The sequence below is a fragment of the Parafrankia irregularis genome (genome assembly GCF_001536285.1).
GTDB classification, from domain to species: domain Bacteria; phylum Actinomycetota; class Actinomycetes; order Frankiales; family Frankiaceae; genus Parafrankia; species Parafrankia irregularis.
The window spans coordinates 113813-134887 of the sequence record NZ_FAOZ01000005.1 but is presented as its reverse complement, the minus strand read 5'-3'; the positions used below and the strand labels follow the sequence as shown (position 1 = coordinate 134887).

At 69.0% G+C, this 21075-nt stretch carries 14 protein-coding genes; 7 read left to right on the top strand and 7 right to left on the bottom strand.

All coding sequences use genetic code 11. The annotated features are described in order from the left end of the window. Nucleotides 1-64: 64 nt before the first annotated feature. From AWX74_RS09755 to AWX74_RS09745, 3 genes are all read right to left on the bottom strand, one after another. Nucleotides 65-760 (bottom strand): ABC transporter ATP-binding protein, encoded by a 696-nt coding sequence (locus AWX74_RS09755; RefSeq protein WP_091273997.1) that lies wholly within the window; start codon nt 758-760, stop codon nt 65-67. A gap of 6 nt (nt 761-766) precedes the next feature. Continuing rightward, nucleotides 767-3700, bottom strand: a complete 2934-nt coding sequence (locus tag AWX74_RS09750) for an ABC transporter permease subunit (RefSeq protein WP_091273995.1) — start codon at nt 3698-3700, stop codon at nt 767-769. A 190-nt stretch (nt 3701-3890) separates the two neighbouring features. After that, nucleotides 3891-5069, bottom strand: coding sequence for an ABC transporter substrate-binding protein (locus AWX74_RS09745; RefSeq protein ID WP_242666178.1), 1179 nt, complete (start codon nt 5067-5069; stop codon nt 3891-3893). A gap of 422 nt (nt 5070-5491) precedes the next feature. Between AWX74_RS09745 and AWX74_RS09740 the strand changes: the two genes are divergently transcribed. From AWX74_RS09740 to AWX74_RS09725, 4 genes are all read left to right on the top strand, one after another. Further along, nucleotides 5492-6955: an aldehyde dehydrogenase family protein gene (locus AWX74_RS09740; RefSeq protein ID WP_193209829.1), complete on the top strand. Its 1464-nt coding sequence runs from the start codon at nt 5492-5494 to the stop codon at nt 6953-6955. Nucleotides 6956-7022: 67 nt separating this feature from the next. Next, nucleotides 7023-8027 carry an LLM class flavin-dependent oxidoreductase gene (locus tag AWX74_RS09735; RefSeq protein WP_165615550.1) on the top strand — a complete coding sequence of 335 codons (1005 nt, stop codon included), beginning with the start codon at nt 7023-7025 and terminating at the stop codon, nt 8025-8027. 50 nt (nt 8028-8077) lie between these two features. Then, entirely contained in the window at nt 8078-8830 is a 753-nt protein-coding gene (locus AWX74_RS09730) for an SDR family NAD(P)-dependent oxidoreductase (protein ID WP_091273989.1), read from the top strand. A 49-nt stretch (nt 8831-8879) separates the two neighbouring features. Then, nucleotides 8880-10091 (top strand): cytochrome P450, encoded by a 1212-nt coding sequence (locus tag AWX74_RS09725; protein ID WP_165615549.1) that lies wholly within the window; start codon nt 8880-8882, stop codon nt 10089-10091. 262 nt (nt 10092-10353) lie between these two features. On the opposite strand, the gene AWX74_RS09720 is transcribed toward AWX74_RS09725, so the two are convergent. Both AWX74_RS09720 and AWX74_RS09715 read right to left on the bottom strand, forming a co-directional pair. Then, nucleotides 10354-11586 (bottom strand): cytochrome P450, encoded by a 1233-nt coding sequence (locus AWX74_RS09720; protein WP_091273983.1) that lies wholly within the window; start codon nt 11584-11586, stop codon nt 10354-10356. A 37-nt stretch (nt 11587-11623) separates the two neighbouring features. After that, entirely contained in the window at nt 11624-12886 is a 1263-nt protein-coding gene (locus AWX74_RS09715; protein WP_091273981.1) for a cytochrome P450, read from the bottom strand. A gap of 200 nt (nt 12887-13086) precedes the next feature. Between AWX74_RS09715 and AWX74_RS09710 the strand changes: the two genes are divergently transcribed. Continuing rightward, entirely contained in the window at nt 13087-14604 is a 1518-nt protein-coding gene (locus AWX74_RS09710) for an NAD(P)/FAD-dependent oxidoreductase (RefSeq protein WP_193209830.1), read from the top strand. Nucleotides 14605-14788: 184 nt separating this feature from the next. On the opposite strand, the gene AWX74_RS09705 is transcribed toward AWX74_RS09710, so the two are convergent. Next, nucleotides 14789-15400, bottom strand: coding sequence for a TetR/AcrR family transcriptional regulator (locus AWX74_RS09705; protein WP_091273979.1), 612 nt, complete (start codon nt 15398-15400; stop codon nt 14789-14791). 189 nt (nt 15401-15589) lie between these two features. On the opposite strand from AWX74_RS09705, the gene AWX74_RS09700 reads away from it, so the two are divergent. Next, nucleotides 15590-17086, top strand: coding sequence for an NAD(P)/FAD-dependent oxidoreductase (locus AWX74_RS09700; RefSeq protein WP_091273976.1), 1497 nt, complete (start codon nt 15590-15592; stop codon nt 17084-17086). A gap of 57 nt (nt 17087-17143) precedes the next feature. Here AWX74_RS09700 and AWX74_RS09695 read toward each other — a convergent pair whose 3' ends face one another. Next, nucleotides 17144-19156 (bottom strand): glycosyltransferase family 2 protein, encoded by a 2013-nt coding sequence (locus AWX74_RS09695; protein WP_091273974.1) that lies wholly within the window; start codon nt 19154-19156, stop codon nt 17144-17146. A gap of 614 nt (nt 19157-19770) precedes the next feature. Here AWX74_RS09695 and AWX74_RS09690 point away from each other — a divergent pair. Then, complete coding sequence (locus AWX74_RS09690) at nt 19771-20964, top strand: glycoside hydrolase family 53 protein (RefSeq protein ID WP_091273971.1); 1194 nt, start codon at nt 19771-19773, stop codon at nt 20962-20964. The last annotated feature ends 111 nt before the right edge of the window (nt 20965-21075 follow it).

Genomic DNA, 21075 nt, shown 5'->3' with positions numbered 1-21075 from the left:
GCTTCTGACCATCCGGCTTCTGACCATCCAGCTTCTGAACCACCCAGCTCCGTCCGGCGCCGGGTCAGTGCCCGATACCGAGGTACTTCTCGTAGATGTCGTCCGCGGTGATGTCGTTCGCCCTTCCGACGTGGATGACCGCGCCGTGGTTGAGGATGTAGACAGTTCTGGCCAGCGCCAGCGCGCGCTGTACGTACTGCTCGACCACGACGAGCGAGACGCCGCGCTCGGCCAGCCGAGCCAGCAGTTCGTAGATCGTGTCCGTCACCCGCGGCGAAAGCCCGAGTGAGGCCTCGTCGACGACGACGAGCCTGGGGCTGGTGATGTAGGCACGGGACAACGCGAGCATCTGCTGCTCGCCGCCGGAGAGGCTGCCGGCGGCCTGCCGGAGCCGAGTACCGAGAGCGGGGAAGAGGTCGACGACCTCGGCCGCGGACTTCTCGACGTCACGGCCACGAGCCTGGATCGCGATGTTCTCCCGGACGGTGAGCGAGGGAAAGATTCCTCGCCCCTCCGGGAGATGGCACACCCCACGCCGGGCATACCGGTGCGCGGGCTCCGCGGTCATGTCCTTTCCGTCGAGGGAGACCCGGCCGGACCGCGGCCGCAGGAATCCAGTGGCGGCGCGCAGCAGCGTGGTCTTTCCGGCGCCGTTCGGGCCGAGGAGCGCCACGACCTCACCGTCGCCGACGGTGAGGTTCACGTCGCGCAGAACTGTCGTGTCGCCGTAGCCGGCGGTCACCTCGTGAAGGGTCAGCATCGCCGGCTACTCGTGTGCGGGGAGGGCGAGGCGCTGGTCGGTGGCCGGTTCGGGCCTGCGCCCGGCCGGCTCGGGTCCAGCCGGCTCGGGTCCGTCCGCGGCAGGTTCGGGTCCGTCCGCCGTGGTGAGGGCCGCGCTGCCGAGATAGGCGGCGCGTACCCGGTCGGAGCTCTCCATCTCGCTGGGAATCCCCTCGAAGATCAGTTTGCCGAAATCGAGCAGATAGACGTGGTCGCAGATGCTGCGGACCAGGGTCATGTCGTGTTCGACGAGCAGGACGCCGCAGCCGCGCTCCCTCACCACCGTCTGGAGAACCTGGCCGAACTGCTCGGTCTCATGTTCGTCGAGCCCGGAGGACGGCTCGTCCAGCAGCAGCATGTCGAACGGGCCGGCGAGGGCTCGGGCGAGCTCCACCAGCCGCCGCTGCCCGATGGGCAGCAGCCCGACCTGGACGTCGGCGATCCGCGTCGTCCCCGTGAGCGCCAGTGCCTCGTCGACCGCCTCGGACAGCAGGCGGCTCGACGGGCGCGATCCCAGGAGGTGGGTGAACGGGTTCGCGCCGGCCAGGGAGGCCTCGCGGCCCATGCTCACGTTCCGCCGCACGCTCAGGCTGTTGAACAGCTCGGTCCGCTGGAACGTCCGGCCGAGCCCGCGCCGGGCCCGGCGCGCCGGCCCCTCCCGGGTGACGTCGACACCGTGCAGGAGGATCTGCCCGGAGCTCGGCCGGTTCAGCCCGCTGCACGCGTTGAAGGTGGTGGTCTTCCCCGCGCCGTTCGGGCCGATGAGGCCGGTGATGGCGCCGGGTGGTGCCTGCAGGCTGACGCCGGCCACGGCCTTGACCCCGCCGAAACGCACGGACAGATCACGGACGACCAGCCCGTCCCTGCCGGTGGGCTCGCGGCGGGACGAAGCGGATCGTTGCCGGGCGAGTGCCGGCCGCGGTCCGGCTGTTGGCGGTGGCTCAGCTGTTGGCGGTGGTTCAGCGGAACCGGCTGGCTCAGGTGCACTGCTGGTCGAGGGCGCGGTAATGGTCGGGGCGACGTCCGGCGGGGTGCTGGGCAGCGGGGTGCTGGGCAGCGGTGTCCGGCCGCCGAGGCGGTCGAGGAGTCGCCGTGCGGGTGCGGGCATGGTGCCGCCTCTTGTGCCGTACGCCGCGGTGGCCGCGCCGAGCCCGAAGAGCAGGGTGAGGATGTCGCCGGTCGTGTCCCCCGAGATGTAGGCGGGCAGCACGCTGTAGCCGATCGCCGCGACGATGGCGTACCACGGCTCGCCGACGGTGACGATCACGACCAGCACGACGAGGGTCAGTGAGTTGAAGGACGGATAGTAGGTGCCGACGCCGTAGTAGAAGAGCATGGCGTTGAGCGCCCCCGCCAGGGAGGCCACCGCCGAGGCGACGCAGAAGACGATCACCTTGAGCACGCTCGACGTCGTCCCGTGCGTCTCCAGCGCGAGTGGCGAGTCGGCCAGCGCCTCCAGCAGGCGGCCGAGCCGACCGTGGCCGATCGCGGTGATGCCCACGGCCACGAGCACCGTGATCACGAGTAGCAGGTAGTAGAAACCTTCGTCGCCGGCGAGGTCCAGGCCCGCGATCGACACCGCGGGGCGCGGCGCCTCCAGCCCCAGCGGTGACTGCCCGAACATGAAGCCACGGGTGTAGAAGACCTGCTCCGCGAGGATGCCGAAACCCAGTGTGGCCAGTGCGAGGAACACTCCGGACACCCGCACGGCCGGGATCGAGATGAGGGCGCCGACCGGCACCGCGACCAGTGTCGCCAGGATCAGCGCCGGCAGCCACGGCATCGTGCTCGCGAAATGCCCGAACGCCGCCGCGCCGACGGCGGCGAACGCCAGGTGACACAGCGAGATCTGGCCGGATCGGCGGACGAGGAGCCCCAGCGAAAGAAAGAGCATGATGTTGATGAGCGCCGCCGACCACACGGAGACGTAGCCCGCCTGGATCGTGGGGACCGCCGCGAGCAGGCCGACCGCCACCACGCCCGCCGACAGCCGCACCCGGATCGGCGCCTGGTAGGAGCGGCGGACATTCGCGACCGCCACGAGCCGCCGCTGCGTGAGCAGGCGGCGCGGGAGCACGATGAGGACTACGAAGAGGACGACGAACGGCAGCGCGGGTGCCAGCCCACCGATCCAGGTGGACGTCGCCGAGTACTTGTCGACCAGGGCGCTGGCGACGCCCATCACCAGACCGCCGACGAAGGTCAGCGGCAGGTTCGTGAAGTAGCCGATGGCGGCGGCCCCGAACGCCGCGAACACGACCGTGGTCAGGGTGACGCCGTCGACGAGCTGCCCCGGCGCCAGCAGCAGGCCCGCCACACCCGAGAAGAAGCTGCCGATGAGCCAGGCCCAGCGGCGGACCAGGACCGGATCGTCGCCGCTCATGGACACGAGCTCGTGGTTGTCGACGACGCCGCGCATGACGATGCCGATCCGGAAGGCCTGGAAGAAGCGGTACAGAATAGCCGCGGCCGCCGCGGACAGCGCGAAGAGGATGATTTCTTCCCAGGTGATGTTCACCCCGGCCAGCCGGACCGTCGACTGCGGCAGGAAATGCGGGAACTCCGGCGGGGTGGCCTCATGCCACAGCAGCCCGAGACTCGAGACGATGAGGATCAGGCCGACCGTCGCGACCACCTTGACGGTTTCGCTGGCACCCGCGAGCGACCGGGCGAGCAGCTCGAGTGCCAGCCCGAGCAGCGGCGCGAACAGGAGCAGAGAAATCGCGGCGGCCACCGGCCAGGGCAGGCCGTGGTCGACCCGCAGGAAATAGAAGCAGAAGGCGACGAGCGCCGCGACGGCGCCGTAGCCGAAGTTGAAGATTCCTGACGTCTTGTAGGTCAGAACCAGGCCGATTCCGGCCAGGCCGTAGACCGCGCCGGTCGCGAGACCGACGACGATGAAGGGAAGGAAGTCGTCCACGATGAGATCCGGCCTCCGGTGGCGAACAGACGGTTCGACGAGGGCGTGCCGGCCCGGGTCTGTCCTGAACCGGGCCGGCACGCCCGCTGGCTGGTGCTGACGGGGCTGCCGGCGCTCCCAGCGCTGTGACGGGGCTGGCAGCGCTGGTGGGGCTGGCAGGTGCTGGCTGGGCTGCCTGCGTAGCTGCCTGCTACGAGGTCGAGCCGTCCTTGCAGCTGCGCTTTCCGTCGTTGACCAGTGCCGGCTTGCCGTCCTGGACCCGTCCGACGTACCAGCAGTTGACCTGGTTCGCCTTGCCGGCGGTGAAGGTGAGCGGGGGCGCCCAGCCGTCCAGCGTCTCGTCCTTCAACGAGGTGAGGCCCTTGGTGATCGCCGCGGCCGACACGTCCTGCCCGGCGCTGACGCCGGACGACTCGACGCCGCGCTCGACGAGCAGCCCGCCGGTCCACACCTGGGCGGCCAGGGTCGTCCACGACTGTGGGTCGGTCCGCAGGCCGGGGGAGTACCTGTCGACCGCCTCGTTCAGCTTCTGGACCTGCGGCTGGTCCACGAAGAACGGCAGAATGGGGAAGGCGATCCAGAGGTTGTTCTTCGTCACGGCGTTGTCGACGAGCCGCATCGTGAAACCCGTTCCGGCCTCGATGAGGGTCGGGTGGAAGTCCTGGCGGGCGCAGTCGCCGGCGACCTTCTCGAGCACCGACGCGGAATGGCTCACATACAGTGCGGTGACACCGGCCTGCTTGGCCGCGACACACTGGGATGTGTAGTTGGCGGCGGTCGCCGAAATGGACGCGCTGTGGATGACCGGGAGTCCCAGCTCCTCGCCGACGCCCTTCATCAGACTGACGGTGTCCGCGCAGCTGGGTGACTCGGCGCAGTACAGGATGCCGAGGTTGGTCGCCTTCGCGAGCTTCGCGGTCGAGATGATCGCGTACGGCAGGGCGTTGGTCGTCTGCCCGGAGGGGTAGGCGTTCGGGTCCTTGCTGAACACCGCGTTGAAGAAGTCACCGCCGACAACCGGGATGCCGGCGTCGTCCGCAGCCTTGATCCAGGTCGAGACGAGCGTGGTGAGGTTGATGATGACGTCGACCTTGTCGGAGATCGCCGCCTTTGCCTTGGTGACGGAGTTTCCGGGGTTTCCGGCGTCGTCGTACAGCTTGAGCCTGACCGGGTGGCCGTTGATGCCACCGGCGGCGTTCACTGACTTCGACCACGCTTGCGCGACCTTGCTGGCGGGGCCGATGCTGTGCGCGAAGGATCCTGTACAACTGCAGATCACCGCCACGTTGACCGGTGTTCCAGCGGCTGCCGAACTGTTCGCGTCGGCCGAGTCGCCCGATCCTGAATCGCCACACGCCGCAACCGTCATGGCGACGAATGCCAGCATGGCTATCAGGAGCCTGCGTAAGTGCATTTCTCTCCCCTGTTTGGAGCGGCTAGGTGGGGGACTCTAGTAAATATTCACTCACTAATCAAGGCTAAGGAGTCTACTTTTTTACGTCGACCCGTCTAGGTAAATGTCCTAATTTGCGGCGATCTGTAGCATGTCGCAGCCGAAAAGGAGGGACCCTCCGTAGCTGATCGGGCACCGCTGTGTCCCGGCGAGCGTCGAGGGGTGGATGCGCTGCGTGGGTCAGCTGATGCTGGTTGCCAAGATAAAAGGTCTAGCGGAGTACATACTTACTCTGCTAATTTGCAAGGCGTCGCGCGCCCGCCGCGCCGGCCCCGGGGTGGCCGAGGCCCTCCTCGTCGGCGGAGCCGCTTTGTTCGCCAATTCGAACGGGGGTTGTCATGGCAGACACCGGGATGGACCGGACACGCCCACCCGTACATCTGTGCATCGGCGCCGAGCGGCTCGCCGCGGGGTCGGGTGGCACGTTCGAGCATGTCGATCCGTGCACCGGTGAAGTCGACGCGGTTGTTCCCCTTGCTGGGCCGGCAGAGGTGGAGCAGAGCGTGCGATTAGCGCACGAGGCCTTTCTGCGGTGGCGTGACGTGCGCCCCGCCGAACGGCGCAGGTTGCTCTTCCGGCTGGCCGACCTCATCGAGCAGAACGCGGACGAGTTCTCCCGGCGAGCGATTCTCGACAACGGTATGGCGGTGAGCTCGGCGGTCGGGCTGGTCGGCGGTGCGGTGGAGTGGACCCGGTACTACGCCGGTTTCGCGGACAAGATCTCCGGCCGGGTGGCGTCCTCGTTCGGCCCGGACGGCGAGTTCAGCTACACCCTCGCGCAGCCCTACGGCGTCATCGCCGCGATCATCACCTGGAACGGTCCGCTGACCTCCCTGTCGATGAAGGTTCCGCCGGCGCTCGCCGCGGGCAACACCGTTGTGGTCAAACCGTCGGAGCTGACACCGTTCGCCGCCGAGTTGTTCGCCGACCTGGTGGAGGCGGCGGGGTTCCCGCCAGGAGCGGTCAGCGTGCTGCCCGGCACCGGCGAGGCGGGAGCGGCGCTCGTCGAGCATCCGCTGGTCCAGAAGGTCTCGTTCACCGGTGGCCCGGTGACCGCGAAGGCCATCCTGCGGGCCTGTGCCGAGCAGATGAAACCGGCCTGCCTTGAGCTCGGCGGCAAGTCGGCCAACCTCGTTTTCGACGACGCCGATCTCGACGCCGCGATCGCCTGGGGGACGCTGCGCGTCCTCGGCACGGTCAGTGGGCAGGGCTGCGCCTTTCCGACCCGCATGCTCGTGCAGGAGTCGATCTACGAGGAGGCGATCGATCGGGTCGCGCGCCTGGTCAAGGGGATCCGGGTGGGTGACCCGTGGGACACCGCCACCGACATCGGCCCGGTCGTCAACCAGGCCGCGGTCGACCGCATCCTCGGCATGATCGAGCAGGCCAGGCTGGACGGCGCGCGGCTGGTCGCCGGTGGTGGGCGCCTTCAGGGGCCGTTGTCCGGCGGGTACTTCCTCGAGCCGACGGTGTTCGCCGACGTGGAGCCGAGCAGCGAGCTTGGCCAGGTCGAGGTGTTCGGCCCGGTGCTGTCGATGATGCCGTTCTCCACCGAGGAGGAGGCCATCGAGATCGCGAACTGCACCCGCTACGGGCTGTCCTCCTACATCCAGACCACGGATGTGCGCCGCGCGCACCGGGTCGCCGAGCGTCTCGTCGCCGGCGCGACCATGATCAACGGTGCGCCGAACATGATGGTGAACCGCCCGTTCGGCGGCCTGGGCCTCAGCGGCTACGGCAAGGAGGGCGGCCCGGACGGCCTGGCCGAGTTCCAGCGGATCAAGACCGTCGCGATGGTCTGACCGGCGCGACCGAATTCCAGACCAGAAAACGGTGAACGCGGTGGCGTTCGCCGGGGAAGGCAGATCCGTGGTCATTGGATCCGGTCCGGCGGGACGAACGATCTTCGGTCCGCCCGGTGCGGCATCGTCGGGCCAGCCGGTCTCGACTCTCGGCGTGATGCTTCCGGTCTTCGGCACCATCGACGGGAACATCAGGCCGTCGAGCATCGCCGAGGCGGCGGTCTACGGCGAGCAGCATGATCTCGACGGCCTGTGGCTGGGCGACCATCTCGTGCATCCGCTCCCATTGCTGGAGTCGATCGTGACGCTTGAGCATGTGGCGAGCATGACCACGCGGGTGCGCATCGGAACGTCGGTCATGCTGCTCGCCCTGCGCAACCCGCTCGCGGCGGCGAAGCAGCTCGCGACGATCGCTGCCTATCATCCGGAACGTCTCACGCTCGGCGTCGGCGTCGGCGGTGAGCATCCGGCGGAGTTCCGCGCGAGCGGGGTACCACTCGACCAGCGAGCCGCACGGTTGGAGCAGTCCGTGCTGCTCCTGCGTGAGCTCTGGTCCGGTGAGCCGGTCACCGCCGACGGTCCGCTGCAGGGGGTGCGCATAGCACCGATCCCGCCGCGGATACCTCTGCTGTTCGGCGGGCACACGCCCCCCGCGCTGCGGCGCGCGGCCCGGCTCGGTGACGCCTGGGTCGGCTTCTACAAGGACGTCGACGGGTTCCGCGCGGCCAGGGACACGATTGTTCTCGAACGGAAGCGACTCGGGCTGGAGGGCGTCGATTTCCCGGTCGGCATGGTGCTGCCGACCCTGATCACCGAGCGGGACACCGGTGCCGACGCCCGCGCCGCCGAGTTCATGCGCGGCGCCAGTACGAAGAACTTTCAGACCGACCCGGCGCAGTTCGTGCTCGCGGGCACTCCCGAGCGGGTCGTCGCGCGGCTCGCCGAATACCACGCCGCCGGGTGCGGGCACTTCATCCTCGCGATTCTCGACCAGGGCCAGGCGTACCTGGAGCAGCTCTCGGCCGTCTGCGCGCAGGTACTTCCCGCCGTGCGGTCCTGGGGGAGCGGGTAGCAGGCATCGCGATCCGGCGAGGACCAGGCTGATTCGACCAAGGGGAGAACATGGCACGTCTGGACGGCAGGATCGCCGTCGTCACCGGCGCCGGAATCGGGCAGGGCCGTTCCACCGCGCTTCGCCTCGCGCAGGAAGGCGCCAAGGTACTCGCCGTCGACGTGAGCGGCGCCGAGAAGGACACCGCTGCGCAGGCACCGGATCAGATCGAGCCGGTACACGCGGATGTCACCCGCGGCGACGAGGTTCAGGCGCTCGTCGCGGAGGCGGTCGGGCGGCATGGCCGACTCGACATCCTCTGCAACGTGGTCGGTGTCGCCGGCATCGCCCAGGCGCCGGTTCCCGACATCGACGAGGACGACTACGACAGGCTCCTCACCGTCAACCTCAAGAGTGTCTTCCTCGGCATGAAGCACGCGATCCCGGCGATGGTGGCATCGGGCGGCGGATCGATCATCAACTGGTCCTCGGTCGGCGCCCTGGTCTCGTCGCCGCAGACGGCCGTCTACGGCGCTTCGAAGGCCGGGATCCTCGCGATGACCCGCGCCGCGGCCCGTGAATGGGGAAAGGCCAACATCCGGGTGAACGCCATCTGCCCCGGCTTCGTCTACCCGACCGGCATGACTCTCATGGGCGAACGGGAATTCCCCGAAGCGGTGTCGCGGGCCGCCTCGAAGTCGGCGCTCGACCGCCCCGGCCACCCGGACGAGATCGCCGCCGTAGCCGCGTTCCTCGCCTCGTCGGACGCCTCGTACGTGACCGGCACCTACCTCGTCGTCGATGGCGGCTGGACCGCCGGCTAGCCCAGCCGACCGCCGAACAGTCCAACCGTTCACCGCTGGAGTGGGAGCAGTGACAGACTCGACCGATTTACTGTTCGACCCCACCGACCCCGCGACACGACGTGACCCCTATCCGACCTACCGGCGGATGCGCGCGGAGGCACCGGTATGGCGCTCCCCGGAAGGCGTCCACTACCTGTCGCGCTATCAGGACTGCTACGCGCTGTTCCGCAACCCGGCGCTCAGCTACGACACCCTCACGACCAGGGCGTTCCACGACTCGTTGTCGCCTGACCCCGCCGTGCGCGAACGCCAGCTCGCAGACGCCCGCAGAAGCAGGACGATCCTCGAGCTCGACCCGCCGGAGCACACCAGGATGCGGGGCCTGCTCACCCGTGCCTTCTCGGTACGTACCGTCGAGGCGAGCGAACCGATGATCAGCGGCTATGTCGACCAGCTCCTGGACGGTCTGAACGGACCGACGATCGACCTGGTGTCGGACTTCGCGGTGATGTTGCCCGTGCTCGTCATCTGCGACATGCTCGGCGTGCCGGTGGACGAACGTCACCAGTTCATCGCGATCGGCCACGCCGTCACCCGCTCGGTCGACCCCGGCGTGCCGGTCGACGACCGCAACGCCGCCAACCAGCGGCTGCGGGACTACATCGCCACCCTGGTCGCGATCCGGCGTGAACACCCCGGCGACGACCTGATGACCCGCCTCATCGAGGCGGCTGACGACGGCCGGCTCGCCGACGAGGAGGAGCTCCTCAGCAACACCGGACTGCTGCTGCTCGCCGGCTTCGAGTCGACGACGAACCTCATCACGAACGCGGTCTACCAACTGCTGAGCCATCCCGACCAGCTGGCGGCGCTGACCGAGGAGCCGGCACACATCCGCACCGCGATCGAGGAGGTGCTGCGCTTCGACCCGCCCGTCCACATGATGCGACCACGCACGATCACCGGCGACGCCCAGCTCGGCGACACGCAGTTCCACCAGGGCGACGCGGTCGTGCCCATGCTCGCCGCGGCGAACCGGGACCCGGCGGAGTTCGAGGACGCCGAGACCTTCGACATCCGCCGCAGCGTCAACCGGCACATGGGTTTCGGCCTGGGCCACCACATGTGCCTCGGTGCCGCGCTGGCCCGCATGGAGGCACGGCTGGCGGTCACCCGTCTGTTCGCCCGGTTCCCGGCCCTCGCACTGGCCACCGACGAGCCGGCGTTCCGGCCGCACCTCACGGTCCGCGGCTTCGCCGAGCTACCTGTCACCTTCTGACCGCTGACCGAGATTCCCGAGCCTCGGACCTTGGTTGCTGTCGAGCAAGGATTGAGGATTTTGGTCGTTCTGGAGCATGTAGCAGAATTCCGAGCCTCGAATTTTGACTGCTGCCGAGCAAGAGTTGAGGATTATGGTCGTTCTCGTAGCCAAAATGCTCAATTCTTGCGGATTGCCAAACGGCCCGGCGTCTCTTTTGTTCCTCTTGGGGTGAATTGTCGGCGCGGCGCGGCGACGGAGAAGGAACCACTGAGGTGCACCGCTAGGCGCGCCGCCGGGCCGGTTCGTGCACCGAGACGGGAAGGCGTTCCGGTCCGCGCAGGATCACGTTCGGCTTGAAGTCCGGTTCGTCGGTGAGCGGGTCGATGGTGATTCCCCGTTCGATCAGGCGGCGCAGCAGTGTCTCCATCTCGAGCAGGGCCAGCCCGGCCCCGAGGCAGAAATGCACTCCCAGGCTGAACGCGAGATGGCGCGGGGGAGCCGCCTGGCGTCCGTGGAAGCGGGTGACGTCGAGGCGGTCCGGGTCCGGGTAGGCGGCCGGGTCGCGGTTCGCGGCGGCGAGCAGCACCGCCACCCCGGATCCGGGCGGCAGCAGCTCGCCGGCGAGCTCCAGCTCGGTCAGCGCGTCGCGGGGGATCAGCTGGATCGGCGCGTCGAAACGCAACAGCTCCTGGACGGCGCTGGGAACCAGCTCCGGGTCGGCGCGCAGGGCGGCGAGCTGATCCGGGTGGCGCAGCAGCGCGAGCAGGCCGTTCCCGATCAGATTGACGCTGGTCTCGTGCCCGGCGTTGAGCAGCAGGTTCCCGGTGCCGAGCAGCTCGGTGTCGGAAAGCCCGTCACCGTTCTCGTCGACCGCGGCCAGCGCGCTGATCAGATCACCGGCCGGCTGGTCGCGCCGGGAGACGGCCAGCTCGCGGAAATAGTCGTAGAAGGCGGCCGTCGACTCGTCCCGCCGGGTCTTCTCCTCCGGGCTGAGCAGGATCTCCGGGTCCAGCCCGCGGGCGATGGCGATCGACCATTCGTGGAAGACCGGGTAGTCCGTGGCGGGAATCCCCAGCAGCTCGCACACGATGGTCATCGGCAGTGGATAGGCGAGGGCGGCGATCAGATCGGTCTCGCCGGCGGAGACCATGTCGTCCAGCAGCTGGTCGACGAGCCGCTCGATGCGCGGCGCCAGCCCTGAGATCATGCGCGGGGTGAAGGTCCGGCTGACCATTCCCCGCAGCCGGGTGTGCTGCGGCGGGTTCATGAAAAGAAACGAGTCGCCGCCCCGGAAGGCGCCGTCCGGGCCCTGGTTGTGCCCCCAGGACGGGTTCTGCAGCACGGCGGTGCATTCCGCGTGCCGGGTCACCAGCCGGATGCCGAGCGGCGTCTCGTGTACCGGCCCGCCCTCGCGCAGCTGCGCGAACAGGGGGTAGGGGTCGGCGCGGTGCGCCGGGCTGAACAGATCCAGCAGGATCCGGGTGACGTCGTCCGCGGGCAGGGTCGAGGCCATCGGTCCTCCCTCCGAGATCGGTGTCGGGCGATCGGGGTCAGGCCCGGGCGGCCATCTGCAGGGCGGCCAGACCACGAACGACGATGTTCGGCTTGTAGGGCGGGTCGTCGTCGAGCAGTTTGAGCGTCCCGGCCCGGCGCAGCAGGCGGTCGAGCAGGATCTCCATCTCCAGCTGCGCGAGCGGGGCGCCGAGGCAGTAGTGGATGCCGAGGCTGAACGCCAGCTGGTGCGGCGGGACGGGGGTCCGCTGGTGGAACCGGGTGACGTCGAGGCGGTCCGGATCGTGGAACGCCGCCGGGTCACGGTTCGCCGAGTTGATGAGAACGACGACTCCCTCGCCCTCGGCGAACGTGCGCCCGCCGATGGTCAGCGGCCGGGTGGCCGACCGGGTGGTCAGATGCACCGGCGGGTCGTAGCGCAGAAGCTCCTCCACCGCGGCCGGGACGAGCTCGGGCCGCTCGCGCAGCACCTGGATCTGGTCGGGATTGCGCAGCAGCGCGAGGACGCCGTTGCCGACCAGGTTCACCGTGGTCTCGTGGCCGGCGACCAGCGTCGTCACACAGGACGTCAGCAGCTCCAGCTCGGTCAGGACGTCGCCCTGGTCCTCGACGGCGGCGAGCGCGCTGAGCAGGTCGTCCGCGGGCTGGCGCTTGCGCTCGTCGATGAGCTCCCGGAAGTAGGCCTGGAAGTCCCGGGACGCGGTGCTGCGGTCGGCCCGCTCCTGCGGGCTGAGCAGGGCATCCGGGTCGAAGCCGCGCCCCAGCCACTGGGACCACTGCTGGACGAGCGCGTGGTCGGCGGCCGGCACCCCGACCAGCTCGCAGACGACGGTCAGCGGCAGCGGGTAGGCGATCGTCTCGATGAGGTCGAACTCGCCCGCGGCCAGCGCGTTGTCGAGCAGGTCGTCGACGAGCCGTTCGATGCGTGGCCGCAGGCCGGCGATCAGCCGGGGGGTGAAGGCCTTCCCGACCAGCCGGCGCAGCCTGGTGTGGTCCGGCGGGTCCATCCAGAGGAACGACGTCGGCAGCTCGGAGGCCGCCTCATGTGCCTCGACGTCCCCGTGCAGCTGCGCGGCCTCGTCGGCATGGCTCCAGGCCGAGTTCTGCAGGACGGTCACGCAGTCGCTGTGCCGGGTCAGCAGATACAGGCCCAGCGGAGTGCGGTGCAGGGGGCCGGCCTCGCGCAGGCTCCGGCACAGCGGATAGGGGTCGGCCCGGTGCTCCGGGCCGAACAGCGCGAGAATGGTCTCGGTCAGGTCGATCGTGTCTGATACGCCGGGTGATGCGGCTGACGCGTTCACCGACAACCTCCTGCTGCGGAAAGCCGTGCGAAAACCGTAAGGCGCCGGATGTCGAGACGGCGAACGATAGGTGGTTTTCATAATGTGATTGATTTCGGTCGAGCGCCTTGACCGGTGATTTTCACGGTGGGCAGGATTTCGCTGCTGAATCCTTGTGGATCGCGCCGCTGATCGCAGGCCGACAGCTGTGGGAGGGCGATGTGGCAGACGCCGGTAGCTCGGAGCGCCGTGGGCGGGCGGTGGTGCTCGGAGCGAGCATCGCGGGCATTCTCGCCGCCCGGGTCCTCGCCGACAGCTACGAGCAGGTGGTGGTGCTCGACCGCGACGACCTCACCGGGGTGCTCCAGCGCCGCGGCACCGCGCAGGGCCGCCACCTGCACGGGCTCATGGAACGCGGCCGCCGGATCATCGAGGACCTGTATCCCGGGGTGACCGCGGAGCTCGTCGGCCTCGGTGCGCCGACCACCGAGGTCCTGACCCGATCCCGCTGGTACCTCAGCGGCCTGCGGGTCCATCCGACGTCCACCGGCCTCACCACGGTGCTGGCCAGCCGGCCGCTGCTGGAAAGCACCCTGCGGGCCCGCACCGCCGCGATGCCCGGGGTGGAGATCCATGCGGGTGTCTCCGCGTCCGGCCTGGTCGCCGCACCCGCCGCACCCGACGGCGCGCTGCGGGTGGTGGGCGTGCGGGTCACGGCCACGGACGCGGCCACCGCCGCCGCGATCGACCACCTCAGCCAGGACGCACCCCGCCTTGACGGGGACGCGGGCGGCAACGGCCAGGTCGCAGCCCAGGGCGCCCGCGGCGGAGCCGTCATCGCGGCCGACCTCGTCGTCGACGCGACCGGGCGGGCGTCCCGTGCTCCCGACTGGCTTGCCGAGATCGGCTGCGACCGGCCGGTCGAGGAACGTATCGACATCGATCTGGGCTACGCCTCACGCACCTACGAGCGCCGCCCGGAGCACCTCGACGGTGACCTCGGTGTGGTCGTCTCGACCATGCCGGGCTGGCGCGGCGGCGGCGCGATCGTCCTCGAGGGCAACCGCTGGCACGTCACCCTCGGCGGCATGCTCGGCGACCACCCGCCCCTCGACGAGGCCGGCTTCCAGGCGTTCGCGTCCACCATGCCGGTTCCGGACGTCCACCAGATCGTCTCCACCGCCCGGCCGCTGGAGGATCCCGTCCCGCACCGGTTCCGCGGATCGGTGCGCCGCTACTTCGAGCGGCTGGCCGCGCCGCCCGAGGGCTTCCTCGTCATCGGCGACGCCGCCTGCAGCCTCAACCCGATCTACGCGCAGGGGATGACCGTCGCCGCCCAGCAGGCCGAGGCGCTCGCCGGCTGCCTGCGCGCGGGCCGCGCCGACCTGCCGCGGCGCTTCTACCAGGAGGCCGTCACCCGCATCGAGTTCGCCTGGCAGATGTCGACCAACGCCGACCTGAACTACCCGGGTGTCGTCGGCAACCGCACCCCCCGGGTCCGGATCATGAACGCCTACATCCGCCGCGCCCACATCGCCGCGCACCTGGACCCCACCGTCGCCCGGACGTTCATGCGCCTGGCGAACCTGGTGGAGCCACCCTCCAGCCTGCTGCGGCCGTCGATGATCGCCCGGATCCTGCGCCACGGCTTCTCGGCCTCCGTCCCCACTCCACGCACCGGTGCGTCGGCCGTTTCGAAAGCGTCGCCGGGCACCGCCGCGGCCCGGGCCTCCCGGTGAGAATCGACTGATTCGGTCCTGCCTCTGCCTCTGCCTCTGCCGCTGCCGCTGCCGCTGGCGCCGAGCAAGAAGTGAGGATTTCGGCTGCTACAACAACCGAGATCCTCACTTCTTGCGGATCGACAAAACCCTTTTGTCGCTGTTGGTATGAATTGGCGGCGCTGTGTGGCGGCGCGGGATCCCCTCAGTCGGAGGGGCGGTCGCCCGGGGCGTAGCCGCGGACGAAGAGCCCCACCGCGGAGCGCAGCGCCGCCTCGAGGGCGGGATCGTCGAGCCCGGGCGGGTGGTAGACGGCGAAGGTGCCGAGCTCGGTCATCTCCCAGACGGTGCCGCTGACCAGGGCGATGAAGTGGCCTGCGGCGCGGGCGGGGTCGTCGATGCGCAGCGCGCCGCCGTGGGCGAGGCGAGCGAGCTGGCCGATCAGCTCCGACCAGACAGGCGCCGCGACGCGCTGGCGCCACAGCTGCATGAGCGGTGGGTTGCGCGGGCCTTCGGTCTGAACGAGCACACGGAGCGAGGCGCTGCGTGGGTCGAGGAAGGTCGCCATGATCCGGCGCGCCAGCTCGTTCAGATAGACCTCGGGGTCGGGCAGCTCGCTGGGGAAGTGCGCCGTCGCCTCGCGCAGGGTTTCCAGCGTCGCGGTGATGTGCTCGTCGATCACGGCGAGGAACAGTGTCTCCTTGTCGCCGAAGTGGTTGTAGATGGTCTGACGGGAGACCGGCGTGGCCGCGGCGACGTCCTCCAGGGTGGTGGACGCATAGCCCTGGCGGACGAAGAGCTCCAACGCCGCAGCCATGATTGCCTCACGTTTGGCCGGGCGGCCCCGTGCGGGCGCACGCGGGGCTGGTGGGACTCGCTCGGACACCCCTTCAGCCTAGTCTTGGACGTCTGTGTCTAAAATTCTAGACGATCACGTCCTGATTGGCGTCCGGGTGCGTGGGCGCGGCGTCGCCGGCCACCACGGGGCCCTGCCGAAGGAGACGAATTGACCGAGGCTGAGCGTTCGCACACCGCCGTCATCGGTGCCGGCCCCGCGGGGCTGACCGCCGCCTACCAACTCGCCGCCCGAGGTGCGGCGGTGACGGTCTTCGAGGCCGACGACATCGTCGGTGGGATCAGCCGCACCGTCGTGCGTGACGGCTGGCGGTTCGACATCGGCGGGCACCGGTTCTTCACCAAGGTGGCCGAGGTCGAGGCGCTCTGGAACGAGATCCTGCCCGCCGACGACTTCCTGCTCCGGCCACGGATGAGCCGGATCTACTACCAGGGCAAGCTTTACGATTACCCGCTGCGGGCACTGAACGCCCTCGGGAATCTCGGGCCGCGCGAGGCCGCCCTCGCCATCGGGTCCTATCTGCGGGCCCGGATCCGTCCGCCGCGAGACCAGGATGCCAACTACGAGTCGTGGCTGGTGGCCCGGTTCGGCTGGCGTCTCTACCGGACGTTCTTCAAGACGTACACGGAGAAACTGTGGGGGATCCCGGTCAGTGAGATGCCGGCGGACTGGGCCGCCCAGCGGGTGAAGAACCTCTCCCTCTCCGCGGCGATCGTGAACGCGGTCCTCCCGAAGCGCAACCAGAAGAACATCACCAGCCTCATCGAGGAGTTCCGCTACCCGAAGCTCGGGCCGGGGATGATGTGGGAGGAAGCCGCTCGCAAGGTGGAGAAGATGGGCGGAGAGGTCATCATGAACTCCGCGGTGACGACGATTCACCGGGCCGACGGGCGAGCCGTCGCCGTCACCGTCACCACCCGGCCCGGGCAGCACCAACGGGTGCCGGCCGACCACGTCATCTCCTCGATGCCGATGTCGGCACTGCTCAGAAGCATCGACCCGCCTCCGCCGGCGGACGTCCTGGCGGCGGCGGACGACCTGCGTTACCGCGACTATCTGACGGTCGCGCTGATTGTGCCGCAGGAGTTCAGCTTCCCGGACAACTGGATCTACATCCACGATCCCGGAGTTCGGGTCGGCCGCATCCAGAACTACGGGTCATGGTCGCCGTATCTGGTCAAGGAGGGCCGCACCTGCCTCGGCCTGGAGTTCTTCGTGTTCGAGGGCGACGACATGTGGACGAAGCCCGACAGTGAGCTGGTCGCGCTCGCAACCGCGGAGCTGGAAGCACTCGGCCTGGTCCGCCCGGGCATGGTCGAGACCGGCTATGTCGTGCGGGTCCCCAAGGCGTACCCCACCTACGACCAGTACTACCGGCGCAACGTCGACGTCATGCGGCGCTGGCTGGAGGAGAACGCTCCGAACGTCTACCCCGTCGGCCGCAACGGAATGCACCGGTACAACAATGCCGACCACTCGATGCTGACCGCCATGCGCACCGTCGAGAACATTCTTGACGGCACCGGGCACGACGTGTGGGAGGTCAACGTCGAACAGGAATATCACGAGGAGAAATCGGCCACCGGCGCGAAAGCCCGGGCGACCGGCGGAACCGGCCGCGACGCACCGATCATCCCGCGCCGATAGCAGCGGGCCCTGGGCCCCGTAGGTCCCCACAGGCCCCCTGGGCCTCTGGCGCAGGGCTCAGATCGCCGAGATCGCGTCCCAGATCGGGGGCCAGCAGGCGACCGCGGTGACGACTGCCGCGGCGGCGAGCAGGCCCGTCGTCAACAGCGGGCGGGCTTGCCGGCGCAGCCGGATGGCGAAAGGCGCGCTGCCGCCCGGCGCGGCCCTGACCTCCTGCGCCACAACGAAGCCCAGGACCATCAGGAACACCAGTGTGTCCTGCAAAGCGAACAGGAGGTACCCCCCCGTCGCGCCCGCGTCGTAGACAGCGAGGTGAAACCAGCAGACCGCCAACGGCAGCACGGCCATGGCGATGTAGGGAGCGACGAGCCGCAGCGACATGGCGCCGGCGTCGTCACCGACACCCTTCTTTGTGATCATGTACGGCTTCTTGACCCGCAGCACGACCTGCACCAGCGCGGAAAGAACGATCACCCAGCGGGCCGCGTGCAGCACGATTCCGCGCCAGCTGAGACGCACCCGGCGCGGAACGTGCCACGGCCGGCTCCACCACCACACACCCGCCCCGACCGCGCTCAGCGGCAGGCTGTGGACGATGAACTCCAGGTAGTGAATCGTCGCGATGCGCCAGTTCAGACACAGCGCCGCCAGTGGCAGCGCGAAAAGGGTCACCATCGACAGGCACCAGAAGGTGTACCAGGTCTGCGAGAACAGGAACTGCGCCGCCTGCCGTGGCCGGTAGTTCCGCAGCAGGCGCGGTGTGTGCCAGAGCAGCACCTCGATCATCGAATAGGCCCAGGCGAACTGCTGCGAGAGGTAGGTCTCGAACGTCTCCGGCCCGTCGCCCACCGCGATGATGTCCGGGACGAAGACGCCCTGATACCCGCGCGCGGCGAGGCAGACCGTGTCGAGATGATCCTCGGCCCGGGTCGGCTGGAAGCCACCGATCTCACGGATCGCCGCGGTGTCGTAGGTGCAGTGGGAGCCGATGATGAAGGGAGTCCGGGAGAAGCCGTAGAAGCCCATCTGCAGCGGGCCCTGCAGCCCCAGCTCCTGCTCGGCGGCACCGCGGGCCGTCCAGTGCTCGAAGTTGCCGTAGACGCTCGGTGCCTGGACCCACTTCACCTTCGGGTCGGCGAAGTAGCCGAGGACCTGGTGCAGGTAGTCCGGGTTGGGAATGTGATCGATGTCAAGCTGGGTGAAATGGCTGTACTCGTGGCCGTACGCATCCAGCCAGGCGTTGACGTTCCCGGCCTTCGTCTTGCGCTTGAACGGCGGGAAACGCCGGTTCCAGCCCGCCACGCCCGACTTCCCCCAGCGGGCCTCGTCATGCCGGCAGAAATATCGGACGCCGACCGAGCGGGCCATCTCCTCGATCTCCGGCGAGGGGACCTTGTCCACCAGGATCCAGCTGTCGTGCGGATAGGTGATGCGGCTCATCGCGACCAGCTGACGCCGGACGATCTCCAGCGATTCCGACCCGGGAACGGTCAGGCTGACCACCGCGACCCGACCGATCGCCCCGGCATCCTCCGCCCGCCGCACCGGGATGCGGACGGGCCGCCGCATGTTTCCCACGAAGATCAGGTACATCGTCGCGAGGAAGGTGCCCACGTAGAAGAAGGACAGCGACATCAACACGAACAGCGGCGGGGAGCCGACGTTGCCTGGCCGCAGCCACCACTGCCAGAAGAAGACGACCGCGGCGACCCAGCAGACCACGACCAGCCGGTACTGCCAGGCCTGCGACCGGCTCATCACGGCCGCCGCCCGGACCCGAATCCCGGTTCCGTCCGCCGTCGCCGTCGCCGTCGCCGTCGCCGTCGCCGTCCGCCCGCGGCCGCGGCTCGGCACCCTCGGCCGACGCTGCACCGGCACGGTCACCTGGTCGACACCACCGACCGAAAGCGGCACCGTGACGTCATCCAGATCCAGGAAGGCGGTCACATCCGCGGCCTGGGACGGCACCGCGCCTTCGGCCTGGTAAGGCGTCGCGGCCCTGATGCCTGCGCCGGGCCCGGGCCCGGGCGAATACGCCGACGTCGTACCGTCACGCAGCGGGCTACGCACCGGTCTCTCCCCCCACGAACCGCGCACCATTGATGACGCGGCGAAAAACAACGAGCGAGCGGCTGGACGGCCTCGGGGTCACCGAATGCGCGGACAGGTGCCAGGGCCCGCGGCAGGCACGAAAAAACTTCCTGCGGTGTGGCGGATTCACCTGCCGGCAGCCCGGGTGGGCTGCCGTTGAATGGCGCAGGTCACATGGCCCGGACCCGTCGGCCTGAACGCGCGAGTGATCGACGAATGTGCTTCCGTCGCAACGTCCAGCCCCCTCCCGCATCCGATCGAGAGCCGAGGAATAGATCGGCATAGTCCGGACAGATGGTCACGCTAGGCCATCTCAGACGGCTTGGCAAAAGTGATGCACATAGCTGCCGGGTGGACACGCTGCGGCGCCACAGCGCAATCTGGTAACGCAGGTCACATTGTTTTCCTGCTCACATTCCCCATGGCTGGCGGCGATAGCTGAGATCACTTTCGGATAGCCGGGGAAAGATTTTCTCGGCCAGGTATCTTGCAGGACCTGGGGCGTTGTCCGTTCGGCCCGGGCGGTCGTGCGGGCCTTGGGCCCCGAGATCTCGGAGCCCGCGGGCCGGTCGGCTGGAAGGGGGCGGGCACCGATGCGGGGACGGCGCGCGCGGGTGGCCCCACCTGCCCGGGTAGCCCTGCCGCTGATCCTGGTCGTCGTTCTCGTGGTGGTGTCGGTGCTGGTCACGGTCCTGAACGGGCCCGGTACGCGCGCGGCGGAGGTCCTCGGTGTCCGCGGTGCCGACATCTCCTTCACGCTGCAGGAGGAGGCCGCCGGCACCGCCCTGTCCGACGGCGGGCAGCGACGTTCCGTCGAACGGATACTCGCCGCGCACGGAGCGAACTACGTCCGGCTGCGGGTCTGGGTGAACCCGCCCGCCGGTTACAGCGACGAGAAATCGGCGCTGACGCTCGCCAGGAGAGCGCGCGGTGCCGGGCTGAAAATCATGCTGGTGCCACACTACTCGGATTTCTGGGCCGATCCGCATGCGCAGGAGCCGCCGGCGTCCTGGCACAGGTCCGATCTCGCGGCCATGAAGCGGAGAATCGGCGACTACACCCGGGACCTGGTATCGAGGTTCGCCGCGCAGGGCACCCCGGTCGATATGATTCAGATCGGCAACGAAATCACCAACGGAATCCTCTGGCCACTGGGCTCAGTCCAGGCCGGCTCCGCCGACGAATGGGCGAGGCTCGCGGCCCTGCTGAACAGCGCCATCGCCGGCGCCCGTGAAGGCGCACCGGGCCGGCACCTCCCGGTGGTTCTTCATGTCGACAGCGGTGGGGACAGCGGCCTGTCCCGCTACTTCTTCGACAGCCTGATCCAGGCCGGTGTCACCTCCTTCGACATCATCGGCCTGAGCTACTACCCGTTCTGGAACGGCTCGCTGGCCGCCCTGCGCGCGAACCTCGACATGCTCGCCTCCCGATACCACCGGGAAATCCTCATCGCGGAGACGGCCTACCCGCGGACTCTGGCCGCGGCGAAGCCCGGCGACTGGGTCAGCACCCCCGACCAGCTACCGGACGGCGCCGCCCTGCCGGCGACTCCGGCCGGCCAGGAAAACTTCTTCGCCGCGCTGCGCCGGATCCTGAATGACGTGCCCGACCACCGTGGCCTGGGCTTCTTCGTGTGGGAGCCGGGCTGGCTCACCGTGAGCCCGAAACCCGGCGAACCGATGCCCGCGGCGAACCTGGCAATGTTCGACCGCGATGGCGCCGCGCTGCCCGGCCTCAACGCCTTCGCCGCCACCATGACCAAAGGTACGGATTCGATCGCCCACTGAACGTGGGTCCTCGTCGCGCCGGGATCCCTCCAGGGATGATCAGCGACTGCGCGGAGCCGCCCGACTCCCGCCGGAAAGCCGGTTGCGATCCCTCCAGGGATGATCAGCGAC